The 17238-nt window shown below is 32.9% G+C and carries 19 protein-coding genes and 1 tRNA gene; 4 read left to right on the plus strand and 16 right to left on the minus strand.

Features of this window, described 5'->3' with window-relative positions; all coding sequences use genetic code 11:
• From RQ893_RS03975 to RQ893_RS03985, 3 genes are all read left to right on the plus strand, one after another.
• The coding region (locus RQ893_RS03975) for a C39 family peptidase (RefSeq protein WP_311481755.1) at positions 1-402 on the plus strand (402 nt) is incomplete at its 5' end.
• 60 nt (positions 403-462) lie between these two features.
• A tRNA-Lys gene (locus RQ893_RS03980) sits at positions 463-538 on the plus strand.
• A 174-nt stretch (positions 539-712) separates the two neighbouring features.
• Positions 713-1450 carry an ECF transporter S component gene (locus RQ893_RS03985; protein ID WP_311481756.1) on the plus strand — a complete coding sequence of 246 codons (738 nt, stop codon included), beginning with the start codon at positions 713-715 and terminating at the stop codon, positions 1448-1450.
• A 40-nt stretch (positions 1451-1490) separates the two neighbouring features.
• Here RQ893_RS03985 and RQ893_RS03990 read toward each other — a convergent pair whose 3' ends face one another.
• The 13 genes from RQ893_RS03990 to nth all read right to left on the minus strand — a co-directional run bounded on the left by RQ893_RS03990 (position 1491) and on the right by nth (position 12955).
• Positions 1491-1793 carry a DUF4298 domain-containing protein gene (locus RQ893_RS03990; RefSeq protein WP_311481757.1) on the minus strand — a complete coding sequence of 101 codons (303 nt, stop codon included), beginning with the start codon at positions 1791-1793 and terminating at the stop codon, positions 1491-1493.
• A gap of 1 nt (position 1794) precedes the next feature.
• Positions 1795-2697, minus strand: coding sequence for a serine hydrolase (locus RQ893_RS03995; RefSeq protein ID WP_311481758.1), 903 nt, complete (start codon positions 2695-2697; stop codon positions 1795-1797).
• A 60-nt stretch (positions 2698-2757) separates the two neighbouring features.
• The gene (gene smpB, locus RQ893_RS04000; RefSeq protein WP_311481759.1) at positions 2758-3198 is read right to left on the minus strand and encodes an SsrA-binding protein SmpB; all 441 of its coding nucleotides are present in this window, start codon (positions 3196-3198) and stop codon (positions 2758-2760) included.
• On the minus strand, positions 3176-5299 hold the full coding sequence (gene rnr / locus RQ893_RS04005; RefSeq protein ID WP_311481760.1) for a ribonuclease R: 2124 nt from the start codon (positions 5297-5299) through the stop codon (positions 3176-3178). Before rnr ends, smpB begins: the two co-directional genes overlap by 23 nt.
• A 53-nt stretch (positions 5300-5352) precedes the next feature.
• Positions 5353-5580, minus strand: coding sequence for a preprotein translocase subunit SecG (gene secG, locus RQ893_RS04010; RefSeq protein ID WP_311481761.1), 228 nt, complete (start codon positions 5578-5580; stop codon positions 5353-5355).
• 108 nt (positions 5581-5688) lie between these two features.
• Positions 5689-6981: a phosphopyruvate hydratase gene (gene eno / locus RQ893_RS04015; protein ID WP_311481762.1), complete on the minus strand. Its 1293-nt coding sequence runs from the start codon at positions 6979-6981 to the stop codon at positions 5689-5691.
• Between the two features lie 22 nt (positions 6982-7003).
• Positions 7004-7756, minus strand: coding sequence for a triose-phosphate isomerase (gene tpiA / locus RQ893_RS04020; protein ID WP_311481763.1), 753 nt, complete (start codon positions 7754-7756; stop codon positions 7004-7006).
• A gap of 10 nt (positions 7757-7766) precedes the next feature.
• The gene (locus RQ893_RS04025) at positions 7767-8963 is read right to left on the minus strand and encodes a phosphoglycerate kinase (protein ID WP_311481764.1); all 1197 of its coding nucleotides are present in this window, start codon (positions 8961-8963) and stop codon (positions 7767-7769) included.
• A gap of 49 nt (positions 8964-9012) precedes the next feature.
• Complete coding sequence (gene gap, locus RQ893_RS04030) at positions 9013-10020, minus strand: type I glyceraldehyde-3-phosphate dehydrogenase (protein WP_311481765.1); 1008 nt, start codon at positions 10018-10020, stop codon at positions 9013-9015.
• 66 nt (positions 10021-10086) lie between these two features.
• Positions 10087-11013 (minus strand): thioredoxin-disulfide reductase, encoded by a 927-nt coding sequence (gene trxB / locus RQ893_RS04035; RefSeq protein ID WP_311481766.1) that lies wholly within the window; start codon positions 11011-11013, stop codon positions 10087-10089.
• Between the two features lie 13 nt (positions 11014-11026).
• A complete protein-coding gene (locus tag RQ893_RS04040) occupies positions 11027-11485 on the minus strand; it encodes a tRNA (cytidine(34)-2'-O)-methyltransferase (RefSeq protein ID WP_311481767.1) in 459 nt (152 codons plus the stop codon).
• Positions 11473-12321, minus strand: a complete 849-nt coding sequence (locus RQ893_RS04045; protein WP_311481769.1) for an HAD family hydrolase — start codon at positions 12319-12321, stop codon at positions 11473-11475. The genes RQ893_RS04040 and RQ893_RS04045 overlap by 13 nt, the downstream gene beginning before the upstream one ends.
• A complete protein-coding gene (gene nth / locus RQ893_RS04050; RefSeq protein WP_311481775.1) occupies positions 12314-12955 on the minus strand; it encodes an endonuclease III in 642 nt (213 codons plus the stop codon). Before nth ends, RQ893_RS04045 begins: the two co-directional genes overlap by 8 nt.
• Positions 12956-13059: 104 nt before the next feature.
• Between nth and rodA the strand changes: the two genes are divergently transcribed.
• A complete protein-coding gene (gene rodA, locus RQ893_RS04055; protein ID WP_311481771.1) occupies positions 13060-14226 on the plus strand; it encodes a rod shape-determining protein RodA in 1167 nt (388 codons plus the stop codon).
• A 30-nt stretch (positions 14227-14256) separates the two neighbouring features.
• Here rodA and RQ893_RS04060 read toward each other — a convergent pair whose 3' ends face one another.
• From RQ893_RS04060 to RQ893_RS04070, 3 genes are all read right to left on the minus strand, one after another.
• Entirely contained in the window at positions 14257-14883 is a 627-nt protein-coding gene (locus RQ893_RS04060) for a V-type ATP synthase subunit D (RefSeq protein ID WP_311481772.1), read from the minus strand.
• The gene (locus tag RQ893_RS04065) at positions 14876-16249 is read right to left on the minus strand and encodes a V-type ATP synthase subunit B (protein WP_311481773.1); all 1374 of its coding nucleotides are present in this window, start codon (positions 16247-16249) and stop codon (positions 14876-14878) included. The genes RQ893_RS04060 and RQ893_RS04065 overlap by 8 nt, the downstream gene beginning before the upstream one ends.
• 3 nt (positions 16250-16252) lie before the next feature.
• Positions 16253-17238: V-type ATP synthase subunit A (locus RQ893_RS04070; RefSeq protein WP_311481774.1), on the minus strand; the 986-nt coding region annotated here is incomplete at its 5' end.

The raw sequence follows: 17238 nt of genomic DNA on the forward strand, positions 1-17238 counted from the left end.
GGTATATCTGGTTGCGGCCCAACATCATTAGCTATGATAATTTCAAGACTAACAAATAACCTAACATATCCAAATGAAATCGCCAAAAAAGCTAGTAATTTTATGAATGATGGAGGGATGGATTGGGCATTCATTGAACATATTGCTAAGGAATACAAAATTAAGGTTGAGGACGTTAGCCTAGATAAGGAAAAAATGATAAAAGCTTTAAATAACGGTCCCCTATTAATTTCGGTTGGCCGTGGATATTTTACTTTATATGGTCACATATTGGTTATTGATTCATATAAGGATGGCAAGTTCATTATTAATGATCCAAATAGTGTTAGAAATTCTATAATAGAATGGGATTTTGAGGACATTTCAGACCAAATTTTAAAAATTTGGAAATTTTCAAAATAAAAACTTGACATTGAATATATATGGTGTTATACTATAAAGGTAGTCGACGCGAATAGTTATGCACCATTAGCTCAGCTGGTAGAGCACCTGACTCTTAATCAGGGCGTCCAGGGTTCGAATCCCTGATGGTGCACCAAGCATTGAAATTAGAAGGCATAAGCCTTCTTTTTTTATATCTATATTCTTTAAATTCTTATTAGCCCCTCTAATTTGATTACATAAAATAAATTATTAAATTTTTATCAATTTCCCCTTTACTTTTTATTTTTAGCCGTATAATATTATAAAGTTTGAGATTTAGGAGGAATTAATGAAATTAGAAACAAAAAATCTCACCACTGTTGGTATACTAGGAGCAATTGTTATTATGCTAGGCCTGACTCCTCTAGGATTTATCCCTCTAGGTATGTTATCTATAACTAGCTTACATATACCTGTCATAATTGCAGGTATCCTAGAAGGTCCTATTGTTGGAGGCCTCGTAGGTATGATATTTGGATTTTTTTCCTTATTTAATGCAATGACAAGACCAGGTCCTATATCTTTTGTATTTTATAACCCACTTATTTCTATCTTACCTAGGATACTAATTGGTGTGGTGACAGGGCTCATCTACAAGGCACTTAAAGATAAGGATAATGACAAACTTCGTTTATTTATGAATATTTTTTGGTCTGTTGTTGTTATTGTCCTTGCTTATGTAACCTTTAAATCTTTTATGACAGAAGTAGCTTTAATAAATAAAATATTTTCAATTATATTTTTACTTATTGCTTGTATAATGCTCTACTTATCTGTCAAAAATAATAAGGCTAACTTCGCTATTGCTGTTAGTTCTTTCATGGGCACCTTAACAAATTCTGGTCTGGTACTAGGTCTAATCTATGTCCTTTATGCACAAAAATATGCAGAGGCAATAGGCATTAGCCCAGATATTGCTGCAAAAGCTATATTTTCTGCCTTTGTTACAAATGCTATACCAGAAGCAATTGTTGCAATTCTTGTAGCAAGCGCTGTTGTAACATCTTTTAGCAAAAGAAGAAAATAATAAAAATGCACTCTAGCTTCATATGCTTGAGTGCATTTTTTTATTTATGTTGGATCATTTTATTAGCTAGGTCTAAGAATCTTAGAGCAAGGTAATAATCATCGCCCATTAAATCATAGATAGCGTCTTCTGTTAAGATTCCTTGGTTAATTGATGAGTCAATTTTGCCTTCATTAGAATCATCGTAGTCTTGTTGGAACTGATCGCTATAGTAATATTCTACAAGCTTATCAAAGTCTTCCCTATCATTTTCTAGTTTATCTAAAATTTCATTTACTTTTACCAAAAGTTCCTTATAATTTTCATAAGTTTCTGTGTGTTTAATTAAATAATTATAATCCATTTTATTCCTTTCTTAAGCTATTTATAATAGAATCAAGTTGATTTTTAATAGCAGGCACCTTGTTTGGATTTCCACAATTGCAAGCTACTATCATAATACCTTCTTTTTCTAAAAAGATAAGGTATTGGCCACCTGTCCCTGATGCGTAAGTAACATCCTCCCTGCCAGTCCAAAGTCCATAACCGTAATAATCATTTGATAGGTTGGATTGATCTTCATAGTCTTTTTCGTTTTTATATAATTTATCAGATATCTTCTCTATCCACTCAGAAGATACTATACTTTCTCCTTCATATACCCCGTCATTCATTACTAACAACCCTAATTTTAATAGGTCATCCGCACTTAGATATAATTTGCTAGCACCAACAAGGTATTTTCCATACCTATCCCAAGATGGATTCTCAATACCTATTTTAGCAAAAAGATTTTCATTTATGAAGTCATATAGATCAAAACCAAGATATTCTTGCATTGTAGCAGATAAAACATAGTATCCAGCATTAGAATACAAAAACTCCTCCCCTGGCTTAAAATATAGTGGATATGATAAGGCATATTCTAAGAGTGTATCCTTATCCAAATCCCTTATATCCTTACTCATTAAAATTATATCTCTATAACCCATTGTATGGGTTAGACAATTCTTGACTCTTATATTTTTAAGATTTGAAATATTATTCTTATTTGAAATATTAACCTTATCTTTTAAAATATTATAAATAAGTGTATCTTCTGTAAAATCTCCATTTGATTTATCAATTAAGATCCCACAGGCAAGGCTTGTAACAAACTTGGCTATTGACCTAATATTTATTTTTTCATCCTTAGTTTCTCTAAATAAAATTCCCATGTCTTTGGAATATATTATTAAAGAATCCATTTCGATTTTATTTATATCCATATTATTTTCTTTTATTTAAATTTCTTTCAACATTACAAGGCTACGTGATAAATAATTTTTTTAATAATTCTTCATTGCTCTTTCCATGCGCCTCTTATCATCTTTTCTTTTGATTGATTCTCGCTTATCATACATTTTTTTACCCTTGGCAAGAGCTATTTCAATCTTTACTAGGCCATTATTTTCATATACTTTTAGTGGCACTAGGGTATATCCATCAGCTGTTTTTTTGCCTATTAGTTTATTTATTTCTTTTTTGTGAAGCAAGAGTTTCCTGGTCCTTGTAGGGTCAATCTTATCAAAACCTTCCATATAGGGAGTTACATGCATACCAAATACAAACATCTCTCCTTTTCTATCAGATATGAAGGCTTCTTTTATTGAAACCTTACCAGCTTTGATAGATTTTACTTCACTTCCCTTTAGCTCAAGTCCAGCCTCATATTTTTCTTCTATAAAATAATCATGAAAGGCTTTTTTATTGTTGGCTAATAGTTTCATCTTCATCCTCCAAATAAAAGTCTATTTCTCTTTTAACTAAATCTACATTTTCAACCCTAATTCTTACTTCTTGACCGATAGTGTAATATGTCTTAGAATCAACATCAAAGGCTCTCAGACTGTCTTCTATAAAGTCATACCTATGATCAGAAAACTTATACATAAATAAACCTTCAACTGTATTTTCTAGCTCTATAAACATACCAAATTCAGTTATAGATGAAATCCTACCATCAAAGACATCTCCAATAAAACGTGTCATGTATTTACACTTCATTAAATCTTCTACCGTTCTTTCAGCTTCCTCGCTTCGTCTTTCTGTAATAGATAGGTGGTCAGCGGCTTCTTCTAGATTTGACTCAAGGCTTGTTTGATTAATCTTATTTAATTTATTTTCTATAAAATATTTTAATATCCTATGAACTATTAGATCTGGATACCTTCTTATAGGTGCTGTAAAATGGGTGTAAAACTTCGTAGAAAGGCCGAAATGTATGTCATTATAGTTTGCATACTTTGCCTTTTTCATAGTCCTTAGCATGAGCATATTTATGATTTTTTCTTCTTTTTTTCCCTCTACTTCTTTCAATATATTTTGAAAGTCTTTTGGATGAAGGTCATTTCCCTTGATATTATAGCCCATTGCATTTAAGGCTCTTTTGAAACTGTCAAGTTTTTCCTCACTTGGTTTTTCATGAATTCTGTAGATAAAAGGAAAATCCATATAGGCAAATAAACTTGCAACTGTTTCATTTGCTATAAGCATAAACTCTTCAATCATCTTATTGCCAGGGCCTCTATCAAGCGCTTCAATGTTTAAGACTTCCCCACTTTCTGATACATCTATTTGGCTTTCTTCAAAGTTAAAGTCTATTGATCCACGATTTTCTCTTGACTTTTTTAGTATATTATAAAGTTCATCAAAAAGTCCTAATTTTTCTTTTAGAACTTTATCATCATATATATCTTCATCACCCTCTAAAAAGTCATTTACATCGTCATAAACAAGTCTCATATTAGATTTGATGTAGGATTCATAAAAATTATTATCAATAACTTTACCCTTCTTATCGATAGTAATTTTAGCTGTGATAGTAAGGCGGACTTCTCTTGGATTTAAGGAACAAATGCCATTTGATAATTTTTCAGGAAGCATAGGGATAACTATATTATAAAGATAGGTAGAATTGCCTCTCACATAGGCATCATCATCCAAGGCTGTATGTCTTTTTACATAATGGCTCACATCTGCTATGTGAACATAGAGGTCATAATTTTCATCGTTTTTTTCTATAGAAATGGCATCATCAAAATCTTTTGAATCCCTACCGTCAATTGTAACAGTAAAAAGATTGCTAAGGTCAGTCCTACCGGTAAAGTCATTCTTTTCTACTTTATCACTGATGAATAAAAGTTCTTTCTTGGTTTGTTTTGAAAATTCTGTAGGGATTTTTTCTTGCCTAATAATTGATAAAACATCAATATTTTTATCGTTTTTGCCCCCAATGATTTCAATTATTTTTCCTTCTGGATTTGCTGATTTTGGATAAGAAATAATTTCAACTACTACCTTATCTCCATTTTTTGCCCCAAGTGAATTATTTTTTTCAATATAAATATCATCAGGATGAGCCTTATCATCAACGATTACAAAACCAAATTTTTTATTTGCTTGATAGGTTCCTATTAGTTCCTCATTGGCTCTTTCTAAGATTTCTACGACTTCACCCTCAGCATTTTTAGACTTATCCTTTTGCTTAATGATTTTTATCCTGACTTTATCATTATTATGGGATCCATTTAACCTATCTCTTGATATATATACGTCATCAAATTCCTTATTATCAGAAATAAAAAACCCATAACCCCCAGCTGCCATTGATATCTTACCAAACAAATTAATTTCTTCTTCAGTTAAGGGCATTAATCTTTTTTTATTTGAAATTCTAATCTTATTTTCATTAACTAATTCATTTACTATATCTTTTATAGCAGATTTTGTGTACTTATCTGCCTTTAGATAAATTTCTAATTCCTTTAAAGTCATAGGGTTATAGTCATCATCGTATATTATATTTTTTATTAATTCTTTTATATTCATACCTACTCCTTGTGACTCTTAATAAAAAAAGGAGTCAAAACTCTTGACCCCTCTTAATTTATTGCTATAAATATTATACTTCCTAAAAATAAAAGTACTCCTCCAAAAATAGCAACCTTATCTAGCATTTCATTTTTTGATTTATGTGCACTTTTACCAAAAACATTTGTCTTTGTTCCAGACAATGCTCCTAGTCCGTCAGTTTTAGGATCTTGTAGAGTAACTGCAACTATAACTATTGCTGATGCAATCATCATAATTACTGCAAGAAAATTTGACATATAGACACCTCCGTTCATACTGTTTTATAATACCACATATAAGCTATTATTTCAATATAAATCAAAAAAAGACTTGCCTACTTAGAAGGCAAGTCTTAAAAATATATCTTATTTTAAGTTGTAAAGAGCATCTAGACCTTTAAATCTAGCATCATCCCATAGTTCATCTTCAATTCTTAGAAGTTGGTTGTATTTAGCAACTCTGTCTGTTCTTGAAGGTGCACCTGTCTTAATTTGACCAGCATTTACTGCAACTACAAGATCAGCTATTGTTGTATCTTCTGTTTCACCAGATCTGTGAGAAACTATTGCTGTATATCCAGCTTCTTTAGCCATTTCAATAGCATTTAGGGTTTCAGTAAGAGTACCGATTTGGTTAACTTTGATAAGGATTGCATTAGCAACACCTTCTGCTATACCTTTTTCAAGTTTCTTTGTATTTGTAACAAATAGGTCGTCACCTACAAGTTGAACTTTCTTACCAAGTCTTTGTGTAAGTTTTGCCCAACCTTCCCAGTCATTTTCATCAAGACCGTCTTCAATTGAAATAATTGGGTATTTATTAACTAGTTCTTCTAACCAGTCGATCATTTCGTCTTCTGTCTTAACTGTACCTTCTCCATCAAGATGATATTTACCATCTTCTTTGTTATAGAATTCAGATGAAGCACAGTCCATAGCTATATAAACATCTTTACCTGGTTCATAGCCAGCTTTTTTGATAGCTTCACAGATAATTTCTAGAGCTTCTTCGTTTGATTTTAAGTTTGGAGCGAATCCACCTTCATCACCTACTGCTGTATTATAGCCCTTGCTTGAAAGAACAGATTTTAGGTTATGGAATACTTCTGTACCAATTTGAAGTGCGTGTGAGAAGCTTTCAGCACCAAGTGGGAAAATCATGAATTCTTGGATATCTACAGAGTTATCTGCATGTTCACCACCGTTTAAGATGTTCATCATTGGTGTTGGAAGAAGTTTAGCATTTGTTCCACCGATATAGTTGTATAGTGGCATACCAAGTTCATCAGCAGCAGCTTTTGCAACAGCAAGAGAAACACCAAGAATAGCGTTAGCACCAAGCTTGCCTTTGTTTTCTGTACCGTCAAGTTCAATCATTGCGTTATCAATACCAATTTGATCAGTAACATCAAAGTTATATTCAAGTTCTTCAGCTATGATTTCATTTACGTTTTCAACAGCTTTAAGAACTGATTTACCTTGGTAATAGTCCTTATCACCGTCTCTTAGTTCAACAGCTTCCCATTCACCTGTAGATGCACCTGATGGAACTGCAGCTCTACCGAAACCGCCAAGTTCTGTTTCAACTTCTACTTCTACAGTTGGATTTCCTCTTGAATCTAGAATTTGTCTTGCGTATACACTTGTAATTAAACTCATTTAATTCTCCTTATAATTTATATTACTTTTTAAAATTAACTAATTGTTCAAAATCGCTTGCTTTTAGGCTTGCTCCACCTATTAGACCACCGTCTATATTTTCTTTAGCAAGTAATTCTTTTACATTTGATGGTTTCATAGAACCACCGTATTGGATTCTGACTTTTTCGCTTGCTTCTTCGCTGTAAGTTTCTTTGATGAAGTTTCTAATAAAACCACACATAGCGTCAGCATCTTCTGCTGAAGCTGTTTTACCAGTACCGATAGCCCAAATTGGTTCATAGGCAATGATAACTTTTTCAATATCTGCTTCACTTACATCTTTTAAATTTTTTGTTAATTGGTCTTTAACCTTTGCTTCATGTTTATTTTCTTCTCTTTCATCAAGAGTTTCACCAACACAAAGGATTGGAACCAAGTCGTGAGCAAGGGCTGATTTTACCTTTTTATTAACTAGGCAATCACATTCCTTGAAGTATTCTCTTCTTTCAGAATGACCTATAATTACGTATTTTGCCTTAACGTCTTTAAGCATTAGTGGTGATATTTCACCTGTGAATGCTCCACTTTCTTCAAAATACATATTTTCTGCACCATAATTGATATTTGTGCCTTCAAGAACTTCTTTAGCTACTAAAAGGTCAATTGCTGGTACACAAAATCCTGCTTCAACACTAGAATCAAGATCTAAAGCCTTAACTTCTTCAAGAAGAGCTTTAGCCTCACTAGGTGTTTTGTTCATCTTCCAATTACCAACTATAACTGGTTTACGCATTTACTACTCCTTACTTATCTTCAATTGCAGTTATTCCTGGTAGGGCTTTACCTTCTAGGAACTCTAAGCTTGCTCCACCGCCTGTTGAAACGTGGGTAATCTTATCTTTAAGACCAGCCATCTCTATAGCAAGGGCGCTATCTCCACCACCTACAATAGTTACAGCATCAGATTCAGCAAGAGCTTTAGCAACTTCATTAGTACCATTTGAGAATTCTTTTATTTCAAATACTCCCATTGGTCCATTCCATACAACTGTCTTAGCTTCTTTAATCTTATCTGCAAATAGTTTAGCAGTTTTTGGTCCAATATCTAGGGCTTCCTTGTCTACTGGAATATTATCTATATCTACTATTTCTGTTGCTACACCAGCTTCTATTTTATCAGCAATAACAACATCTACTGGTAGGAGAATTTCTACTCCGTTTGCCTTAGCTTTTTCGATTAATTCTAATGAAAGGTCCATCTTATCTTCTTCAAGAAGTGATTTTCCTATTTCTTTACCCATAGCCTTTAGGAAGGTATAAGCCATACCACCACCAATTAGAATTGTATCTACCTTTGTAATTAGGTTTTCTATTACACCAATCTTATCGGATACTTTTGCTCCACCTAAGATTGATACAAATGGGTGATCAGGAGCTTCTAGGGCCTTACCCATAACTTCAATTTCTTTTTCAATTAAGAAACCAACAGCAGATGGAAGGATGCTTGCTACACCTACATTAGATGCGTGTGCTCTATGGCTTGTACCAAAGGCATCATTTACATATAAATCGGCAAGAGATGCTAATTCTTTAGCAAAGTCCTCACCATTTTTAGTTTCTTCTTTTCTATATCTTGTATTTTCAAGTAAAGCAATTTGACCATCTTGAAGTTTATTTACTTCTTCTTTTACTTTTTCATCGACAACTACATCACTTGGAATAAAAGTAAATTTATTCTTATATTCATTAGCCAAGTAGTCAGCGACAGGTTTTAAAGAAAATTCTGGATTTGATTCTCCCTTTGGTCTACCCAAATGGCTCATGAGGATAACCTTAGCGCCATTTTCAGAAAGGTAGTTAATTGTAGGAATTGCTGCTTTTATTCTTGCATCATCTGCAATTTTTCCTTTTTCTTCTTTTGATAAAGGTACGTTAAAGTCAACTCTAACTAGGACTTTTTTACCCTTAACGTCTAAGTCTTTTACTGTTTTCTTATTCATTATTCACCTCGTAAAAAAGGCGAGATATTATCTCGCCTGTTTAATACTCTTAAAGATTTGCTAGATAATCAAGTGTTCTAACTAGGTTAGAAACATATCCCATTTCATTATCGTACCAAGCAACTGTTTTAACAACTTGTGTTCCATTTGCACCTTCAACTATTTTTGTTAATTGAGAGTCAAATATTGAACCAGCTGGGTAACCGATAATATCACTTGAAACTATATCATCTGTTTCATAAGCAAAAGCATCATTAGAATATTTCTTCATAGCTGCGTTTACTTCTTCTACTGTTACTTTCTTTTCAAGTACTGAGTAAAGTTCTGTAATAGAGCCTGTGATTGTTGGAACTCTAAGAGCTGATCCATCTATCTTGCCTTCTACTTCAGGAAGTACTTTACCAACAGCTTTAGCAGCACCTGTAGAAGCTGGAATTGTATTTTGAGCAGCTGCTCTTCCGCCTCTTAAATCTTTTTTGCTAGCTGGTGTGTCTTGGATAGCTTGAGTTGCTGTATATGCGTGGATTGTTGACATTTGTCCTGAAACAAATCCAAATTCTTTTAATAATACATTAACCATTGGTGATAAGCAGTTTGTTGTGCAGCTTGCGCCTGAAACAACTGTTTCTGAACCATCAAGGATTTCATGGTTTACACCAAATACGATTGTTTTCATATCGCCTTTACCTGGTGCAGAAATAAGAACTTTTCTAGCTCCTGCTTTAATGTGAGCTTCTGCTTTTTCCTTTTCAGTAAAGAATCCTGTACATTCAAGAACTATATCTACATTTAATTCTTTCCATGGTAGGTCTTCTGGATTTCTTTCAGCAAAAACTTTAATTTCTTTACCGTTGATTTTAAATCCATCTTCTGTTAATTCAGCTTCTCCGTCGAATCTTCCTTGAGCTGTATCATATTTGAAAGCATATAATAAACCTTTTTTATCAATAAGGTCATTGATTGCTACTACTTCAATATTATCTTCTACTGCTGCGATTCTTCTTAAGGTAAGACGTCCAATTCTACCAAATCCGTTAATTGCTACTCTTGTTGTCATTATTGCCTCCTAAAAATTCTTTCTACATCTATTAATATACATTTTGTTATTAGATTGTCAATATTTCTACCATGATTTACTTTCAAGATACCTATTTGCCATAACTGCAGCAATACAACCGTCACTTGCAGCTGTTACTGCTTGTCTTACAGATTTTTTTCTGGCATCTCCTACTGCAAAGACTCCTTTAATTTGAGTTTTCATGTCCTCATCTGTAATTATATACCCATTTTCCATACTGAGTATATCATCAAATAATTCAGTCTGAGCAATGTTACCTACAAATACAAATACACCTATTGGTGATCCATCTTCATTTTTTATAACTTTTTCTTCCTTTGTCTTTACATTTTCTAAAATTAACTCTTCCACCTCCTTATCACCTCTGATTTCTTTAACTACACTATTGTATTCAAACTTGATTTTTGAGTTGTTTTTAACATTTTCTACAACAACTCCGCTTGCTCTAAACTCATCTCTTCTATGGATTATTGTTACAGTTTTTCCATAACGAGTAAGATAATTGGCTTCTTCAAGTGCAGAATCACCGCCACCAACAACATAAATATCTAGACCTTGATAAAAAGGTCCATCACAAGTTGCACAATAAGATACTCCCCTATTTGCAAACTCATCTTCACCTGGCACTTCAAGTTTTCTATGTCTTGCTCCAGTTGAAATTATTATAACTTTCGCTTGGTATTCATTAGAATCTGTCTTTACAGTTTTAATATCTCCATCAAGTATAACTTCTTCAACATTTTCAAATACTACATCTGCATATTTTTTTGCTTGTTCTTCCATTCTTTCGGATAGGGCCATGCCTGTAGGATTTTCTATAGAACCCGGATAATTTTCTACAAAGGCTGTGCCAGATATTTGACCACCGGCTATGTCCTTTTCGATAATAAGTGTCTTCAACTTGCTTCTACCTGCATATAAGCCTGCAGATAAACCTGCTGGGCCTCCTCCAATAATAATTATATCGTACATGTAACTCCTTATTCTAAAAATTAAACTCTTTTTGCCTTAAAGCCTCATATAAAACAATAGAAACAGAATTTGCTAAATTCAACGATCTATTGATTTTTGGAGTCATAGGTATAGTGATGATTCTTTCTCTAAATTTTTTTAATAGTTCCTCATCTATGCCTTCTTTTTCACGACCAAAAATCAAATAATCTCCCTCTTGAAATTCTATATCAACATATTTCTTTTCACTTGGTGTTTCCACTAAATAAAAATTTTCTCCCTTAATGTATTCTAAAAATTCATCTAGACTATCGTGAATTACTAAGTCTACATATTCCCAATAATCTATACCGGCTTTCTTTAGGTATTTGTCAGATAAATTAAATTTAAAGGGCCTAACTAGATGAAGTCTTGATTCAGTCAATACACATGTCCTAGCTATATTGCCTACATTGCCAGGATGTTCTGGCATTAGAAGCACTACATTAAACATTTCTTGTTTTCCTCTAAAACATAATTCACAGCCTCAAGTACACCTGATGAATCATTATCATTAACTATTATATCTGCCACAGATTTTAATTTATCTTTGGCGTTGCCCATGGCAAAACCAATGCCAGCAGCCTTTACCATCGGCATATCATTATAAGCATCTCCAATTGCGGCAACTTCATTATTACTTATACCCAATATTCCACAAATCTCTTCAACTGATGACCACTTGTTAGCATTTTTATTACCAATTTCTACAATTGTATCACCAGATCCTGTTATATAGAGTTCTTCACCAAATTCATCATTTAGTAAATTAATAATTTCATCCCTAGATATTCCTTTTAAATCTAGTCCAGAAATTTGAAACTTTACTGCCTTTTTATTTAAGCTAGTTAAAAAAGAAACTGGATCTTTATTAATTATTATATCTACTTGGTAATTAATCCCATAATCAGTATCAAGTTTAAGATGCTTGATTCTATCAAAATTCAACCTATTTGAGTAATAGTTTTTATCATCGTAAAAATGAAATTCCAATTTATGTTTTATACAAAATTTTTGGAGTAATGATAGTAATTCATTTTCTATATAGTAACCCTTATAAATTTCATCACCATCCAAACTAATCAAACTACCATTTGTACTAACAATAGGCCCTACTATATTCATTAATTTTTGATTGTATTGAATAGATGGAAAAACTCTTCCACTAGCCAATACAATTTTTATGCCCGCAGCATCAAGCTTTGAAAGAGCCTCCAAAGTTGATTCTGGTAGTTTTGAATTGCTATCAAGCAAAGTTCCATCAATATCAAAAGCAAATAATTTAATCATGATTCCTCCTATAAAACAAGCAAAGTTTATTTATCAGACACTCTTCGCAAAGAGGATTCCTGGCCTTGCACAAAGACCTTCCATGAGTTATCAATTGGTGGTGAGTTTTTGACCACCTTGATTCGTCAATATTTTTTTCTAATTGATCTTGGGTCTTATCTACATTGTCCGCATCAGCTAAACCTATTCTATTTGACACCCTAAAAACATGGGTATCTACGGCTATAGAAGGAATTCCAAAAGCATTCGCACAAACTACATTTGCAGTTTTTCTACCAACTCCTGGTAATTTTTGTAATTCCTTCTTATCCGCCGGCACCTTCGAATTATAATCTTCAACTAAAATTTTACTTGTAGCTTTTATATTTTTTGCCTTATTTCTATATATACCGATAGTTCTTATATGATTTTCTAAATCCTTTATGTCCATATTAGCAAAATCTTCTGGTGTATTTGCTACTTTAAACATCTCTTTAGTAACCTTATTTACACTTACGTCTGTAGCCTGAGCCGAAAGAATAGTTGCAATTAATAGCTCAAATGGCGTTGTAAAATCAAGCATAGAACGATCTACATCAGGATAAAGTTCATCTAATAAATCTAAAACTTCTCCTATTTTCTTCTTACTTAAAATATTATCACCAACTTTCGTTAATATTATACTTGTCTTATTTTTACCTGCTAAAATTGTATTTGCCCAATTTCTGTTATATAATAAATAAGAACTGGAGTGATATAATGTTTAATTTAAAAAAGAAAAATTTCAAGGATTTTGATGTCCTATTATTAATTTCAACTGTAGCCTTATCAATTTTTGGGCTTATAGTGTTATTTTCAGCATACGGCGGAAATCTATCCTCAATAAAAACTCAGATTTTCTCGACTGTTTTAGGCTTTGTATTAATAGCTGTAATTTGTACCTTTGACTTGGATGTGTTTAAAAAACCCTACTGGATTTTTTATGGAATGATGATTGGTATTTTGCTTATAACCTTAGCTGTAGGACGAGGTTTGGATGAATGGGGAGCTAGAAGTTGGATTTATATTGGTTCATTTTCTTTCCAACCGGCAGAAATATCTAAAATCATACTAATAATTAGCCTTGCAGCTTTCTTGGATAAATACAAGTATTCAATTAACTCTCCTTTAATTTTGGCTTCTACAATTATTTTTGTAGGCCTACCTATTGGCCTAATCCTACTCCAACCAGACTTTGGTACATCAATGGTGTATGTATTTTTTATAGCCGCTATGATTTTCGTTGCTGGTATTTCATGGAAATGGATAGGAATTTTGGCTGCAATTGGTGTAGCCTTGGGAATATTTCTCCTTGCAAATCTTAGTGGTTTTAGGGCGGACAGGATTGAAAACTTCCTCAATCCATCTAGAGACACTTCTGGATCTAACTGGCAACAGCAACAAGGTATGATTGCAATCGGATCAGGTATGTTAAATGGAAGGGGCTATTTAAAAGGTAGTCAATCTCAATATGGATATATTCCAGAAAAAGAAACTGACTTTATTTTTTCAGTTCTGGCTGAAGAACTAGGATTTGTCGGTGCTATAATTATGATTGGCCTATTTGCAATTTTGATTTTTAGATTGATTGCAATTGCAAAATCCTCAAATAACACCTTCATAACCTTACTAGTAACTGGTATTGCCGGTCTAATCTTTATCCATATATTTGAAAATGTTAGTATGACAATTGGAATTATGCCTGTAACAGGAATTCCACTTCCATTTTTTTCAAATGGCGGAACTTTCCAGCTTTTAATTTTAGTTTGTATTGGCTTTGCCCTATCTGCATCTATGCAAAAAAACCAATATGATGATGGTATTGTTGATTATGATACTATTACCCCTCTTGAGGTAAATATGGTTAGACCATCTAAAAGGAAATAACATTTGCAAGTAAAAAGCCATCGTGAAATTTTACGATGACTTTTTTTCTTTATTTCTTTTTACAATTTTTGTTTTGGAGAATTCTTCTCTTTCTTTTTCTTCTATACTTTGAGAAATATTTTTAATTAGTTCAGTCTTTTGTGGTATCTGAATCTTCTCCAAACTGTTTACTTTTTTATTTGACTTTCTAATCTCAATTTCTAAATTATTGATTGTACTATCAAGTTCTGCAAGTTTAAATATATCTGCTCTTAATTCATTAAATGCTAAAAGCGCCTCATCAAGTAGAGAATTTGTTTGGTAAAATGAATAAGATAAAGACAATTTTTTAGGACTAAAAGTCACCTCTGCCATATCTGTCTGCATGAACTTTGTATTTTTAGTTTCAATAGAATTATCAATAGGTATAAGACCTGCTAAATTTTCTAGTTTAGCTTGACCTATACTTGCCATAGCCTTGTTAAAACTATGGCTTACAGAATTCATTGTTTGATTAACCTTTTTATTTAAAGAATCCCTATCTTTAATTTTGCTCTCATGAGCATTCATCAGAGCCTTTCTCTTTTTATCAAGAATATCAAGGCCAACATCAAGTAACTTTAGCTCTTCTTTTGCTTTTATGAGATTTGCTTTACTTGCAATTTGTTCGCTATTCATCATCTTTTCCTATAAATTTATCAAGGTTTTTCTCAGATACCCTGTGTAGTTCGTTTCTAGGTAAGATTTTTAATATCTCCCATGCAAGATCTAAGCTTTCTTCTAATTCTCTATTTTCATTTTGAGCTTGCGATAAAAATTTGCTTTCAAATACATCCCCAAACTCTAAATATTTCTTATCTACAGCCGATAAATCATCTTCTCCGACAATTTGCGCTATATTTCTTACATCGATTACCTTTGAATAAGATTCATAAAGCTGGTTCATAACATCTTCATGGTCAGCTCTTGTATAACCTTCTCCAATACCGTCTTTCATTAACCTTGAAAGTGAAGGTAGTACATTGATTGGAGGATAAACTCCTTTGGTAGAAAGCCCCCTATCTATTACAATCTGACCTTCTGTTATATAACCTGTAAGATCTGGCACTGGGTGAGTGATATCATCATTAGGCATAGTTAGAATCGGTATTAAAGTAACTGAACCCTTAACTCCTTCTATCATACCTGCCCTTTCATAAAGGCTGGCTAAGTTAGAATATAAATATCCTGGATAGCCCTTTCTTGAAGGAATTTCACCTCTTATTGATGAAACTTCCCTAAGAGCTTCACAATATGAAGTCATATCTGTAATAATTACAAGAACGTGATAGCCTTTTTTATATGCCAAGTATTCTGCCGCAGTTAGCGCACACTTTGGTGCAAGAAGTCTTTCCATAATAGGAGAGTCTGCCAAGTTTTGATACATAACCAACTTATCTTTTACCCCTGCTTTTGAGAAAGCATCTTCAAAGAACAAGGCTTCGTCTTTCTTTATACCCATAGCCGCAAAGACAAAAGCAAAATCTTCATCTGTCTTTAGCTTTGCTTGCCTAATAATCTGCGCAGCTATTTCATTATGTGGTAGACCTGAACCAGAAAAAATTGGAAGTTTCTGACCACGGATTAGTGTAGTTAAAGTATCTATTGCAGAAATACCAGTTTGAATAAAGTCTCTTGGATACTCCCTAGCCACAGGATTTAGGGCAAGACCCTCAACTGGATAAGTTTCGTCAGAATAGATATCGCCACCATTATCAATAGGTTCGCCTATACCATTAAAAGTTCTACCTAAAATACTTTCATTTAATGGTAACTCTAAAGGTTTTTCATAAAAACTTACTACTATATCTTCTACAGAGAAATTGTCTGTATTAGCATAGACCTCAATAGTAACAGTATCATCATCAACCATTACAACTGAACCTACAAATTCCATTCCTGAAGCATGAACAGAAACTAGGGCATTATATGCTATATCAGTAACTTTTTCAATCTCAATAATAGACGATTCAATTTTTTTAATTTTTGTATATTCTTTTCTCATCAGCTACCCCCTCAAATTCGCAAAATAATTCTCAATCTTAGAGCTTAGCTGATTAAGCTTTTCTAATTTATCATTTTCAACATTATATTTCATTTGGCTTATTTCATTTAACAAGTCAGAATTATAAATTTTCTTATATGATATACCATCATTTAGAGCTTGTACGCTTAAAATATTATATTTATCAATAACGTCCAGCATTAATATCTGCTTATCTACTGGCACATATTTATCAACTGCATTATAAGCATTTTGTTGTAAAAATCCGTTTCTAATGAGTGCTGCTACATCTAGTACATTTTTTTGCTCATCAGAAAGTGCATCAGAACCTACTAGCATCATAATAGATTTAACTTCTTCTTCTAAAATTAATACGTTCATAAGCTTGTTTCTTATGCCAATTATATCTGAATTGTAATGTTCTTTATAATAATCTTGAATCTTATCTAAATAATTAGTGTAAGAAGTCAACCAATTGATGGCAGGATAATGTCTTGAATAAGCAAGTTTTCTATCCAAACCTAAAAATACATTTACAGATCGTCTTGTTGCCTCTGTTACTGGTTCAGAAAAATCTCCACCTGATGGAGAAACTGCACCTATTAAAGTTACGGAGCCCTTTGTTCCATTTAGGTTTTCAAAATAACCAGCTCTTTCATAAAATTTTGAAAGTCTACTAGCTAGATAAGCTGGATAACCTTCTTCAGCAGGTATTTCTTCAAGCCTTGCTGATATTTCTCTTAAAGCTTCAGCCCATCTGGAAGTGGAGTCTGCCATAAGAGCAACATCATAACCCATATCCTTATAATATTCCGCAATGGTTATACCAGTATAGATACTAGCTTCTCTCGCTGCTACTGGCATATTTGATGTATTTGCTATAAGAATTGTTCTTTGCATCAAATCTTTGCCTGTGTTTGGGTCTATAAGGTCTGGGAATTCCTCAAGAACTTGAGTCATCTCATTTCCCCTCTCACCACAACCAATAT

This window comes from uncultured Anaerococcus sp., assembly GCF_963510915.1.
Lineage (GTDB): Bacteria > Bacillota > Clostridia > Tissierellales > Peptoniphilaceae > Anaerococcus.

What these genes read in the sequence shown, in the direction of transcription:
- RQ893_RS03985 (WP_311481756.1), top strand. Translation starts at nt 713, where the DNA reads ATGAAATTAGAAACAAAAAATCTCACCACTGTTGGTATACTAGGAGCA.
- RQ893_RS03990 (WP_311481757.1), bottom strand. Translation starts at nt 1,793, where the DNA reads ATGGATTATAATTATTTAATTAAACACACAGAAACTTATGAAAATTAT.
- RQ893_RS03995 (WP_311481758.1), bottom strand. Translation starts at nt 2,697, where the DNA reads ATGGATATAAATAAAATCGAAATGGATTCTTTAATAATATATTCCAAA.
- smpB (WP_311481759.1), bottom strand. Translation starts at nt 3,198, where the DNA reads ATGAAACTATTAGCCAACAATAAAAAAGCCTTTCATGATTATTTTATA.
- rnr (WP_311481760.1), bottom strand. Translation starts at nt 5,299, where the DNA reads ATGAATATAAAAGAATTAATAAAAAATATAATATACGATGATGACTAT.
- secG (WP_311481761.1), bottom strand. Translation starts at nt 5,580, where the DNA reads ATGTCAAATTTTCTTGCAGTAATTATGATGATTGCATCAGCAATAGTT.
- eno (WP_311481762.1), bottom strand. Translation starts at nt 6,981, where the DNA reads ATGAGTTTAATTACAAGTGTATACGCAAGACAAATTCTAGATTCAAGA.
- tpiA (WP_311481763.1), bottom strand. Translation starts at nt 7,756, where the DNA reads ATGCGTAAACCAGTTATAGTTGGTAATTGGAAGATGAACAAAACACCT.
- RQ893_RS04025 (WP_311481764.1), bottom strand. Translation starts at nt 8,963, where the DNA reads ATGAATAAGAAAACAGTAAAAGACTTAGACGTTAAGGGTAAAAAAGTC.
- gap (WP_311481765.1), bottom strand. Translation starts at nt 10,020, where the DNA reads ATGACAACAAGAGTAGCAATTAACGGATTTGGTAGAATTGGACGTCTT.
- trxB (WP_311481766.1), bottom strand. Translation starts at nt 11,013, where the DNA reads ATGTACGATATAATTATTATTGGAGGAGGCCCAGCAGGTTTATCTGCA.
- RQ893_RS04040 (WP_311481767.1), bottom strand. Translation starts at nt 11,485, where the DNA reads ATGTTTAATGTAGTGCTTCTAATGCCAGAACATCCTGGCAATGTAGGC.
- RQ893_RS04045 (WP_311481769.1), bottom strand. Translation starts at nt 12,321, where the DNA reads ATGATTAAATTATTTGCTTTTGATATTGATGGAACTTTGCTTGATAGC.
- rodA (WP_311481771.1), top strand. Translation starts at nt 13,060, where the DNA reads ATGTTTAATTTAAAAAAGAAAAATTTCAAGGATTTTGATGTCCTATTA.
- RQ893_RS04060 (WP_311481772.1), bottom strand. Translation starts at nt 14,883, where the DNA reads ATGAATAGCGAACAAATTGCAAGTAAAGCAAATCTCATAAAAGCAAAA.
- RQ893_RS04065 (WP_311481773.1), bottom strand. Translation starts at nt 16,249, where the DNA reads ATGAGAAAAGAATATACAAAAATTAAAAAAATTGAATCGTCTATTATT.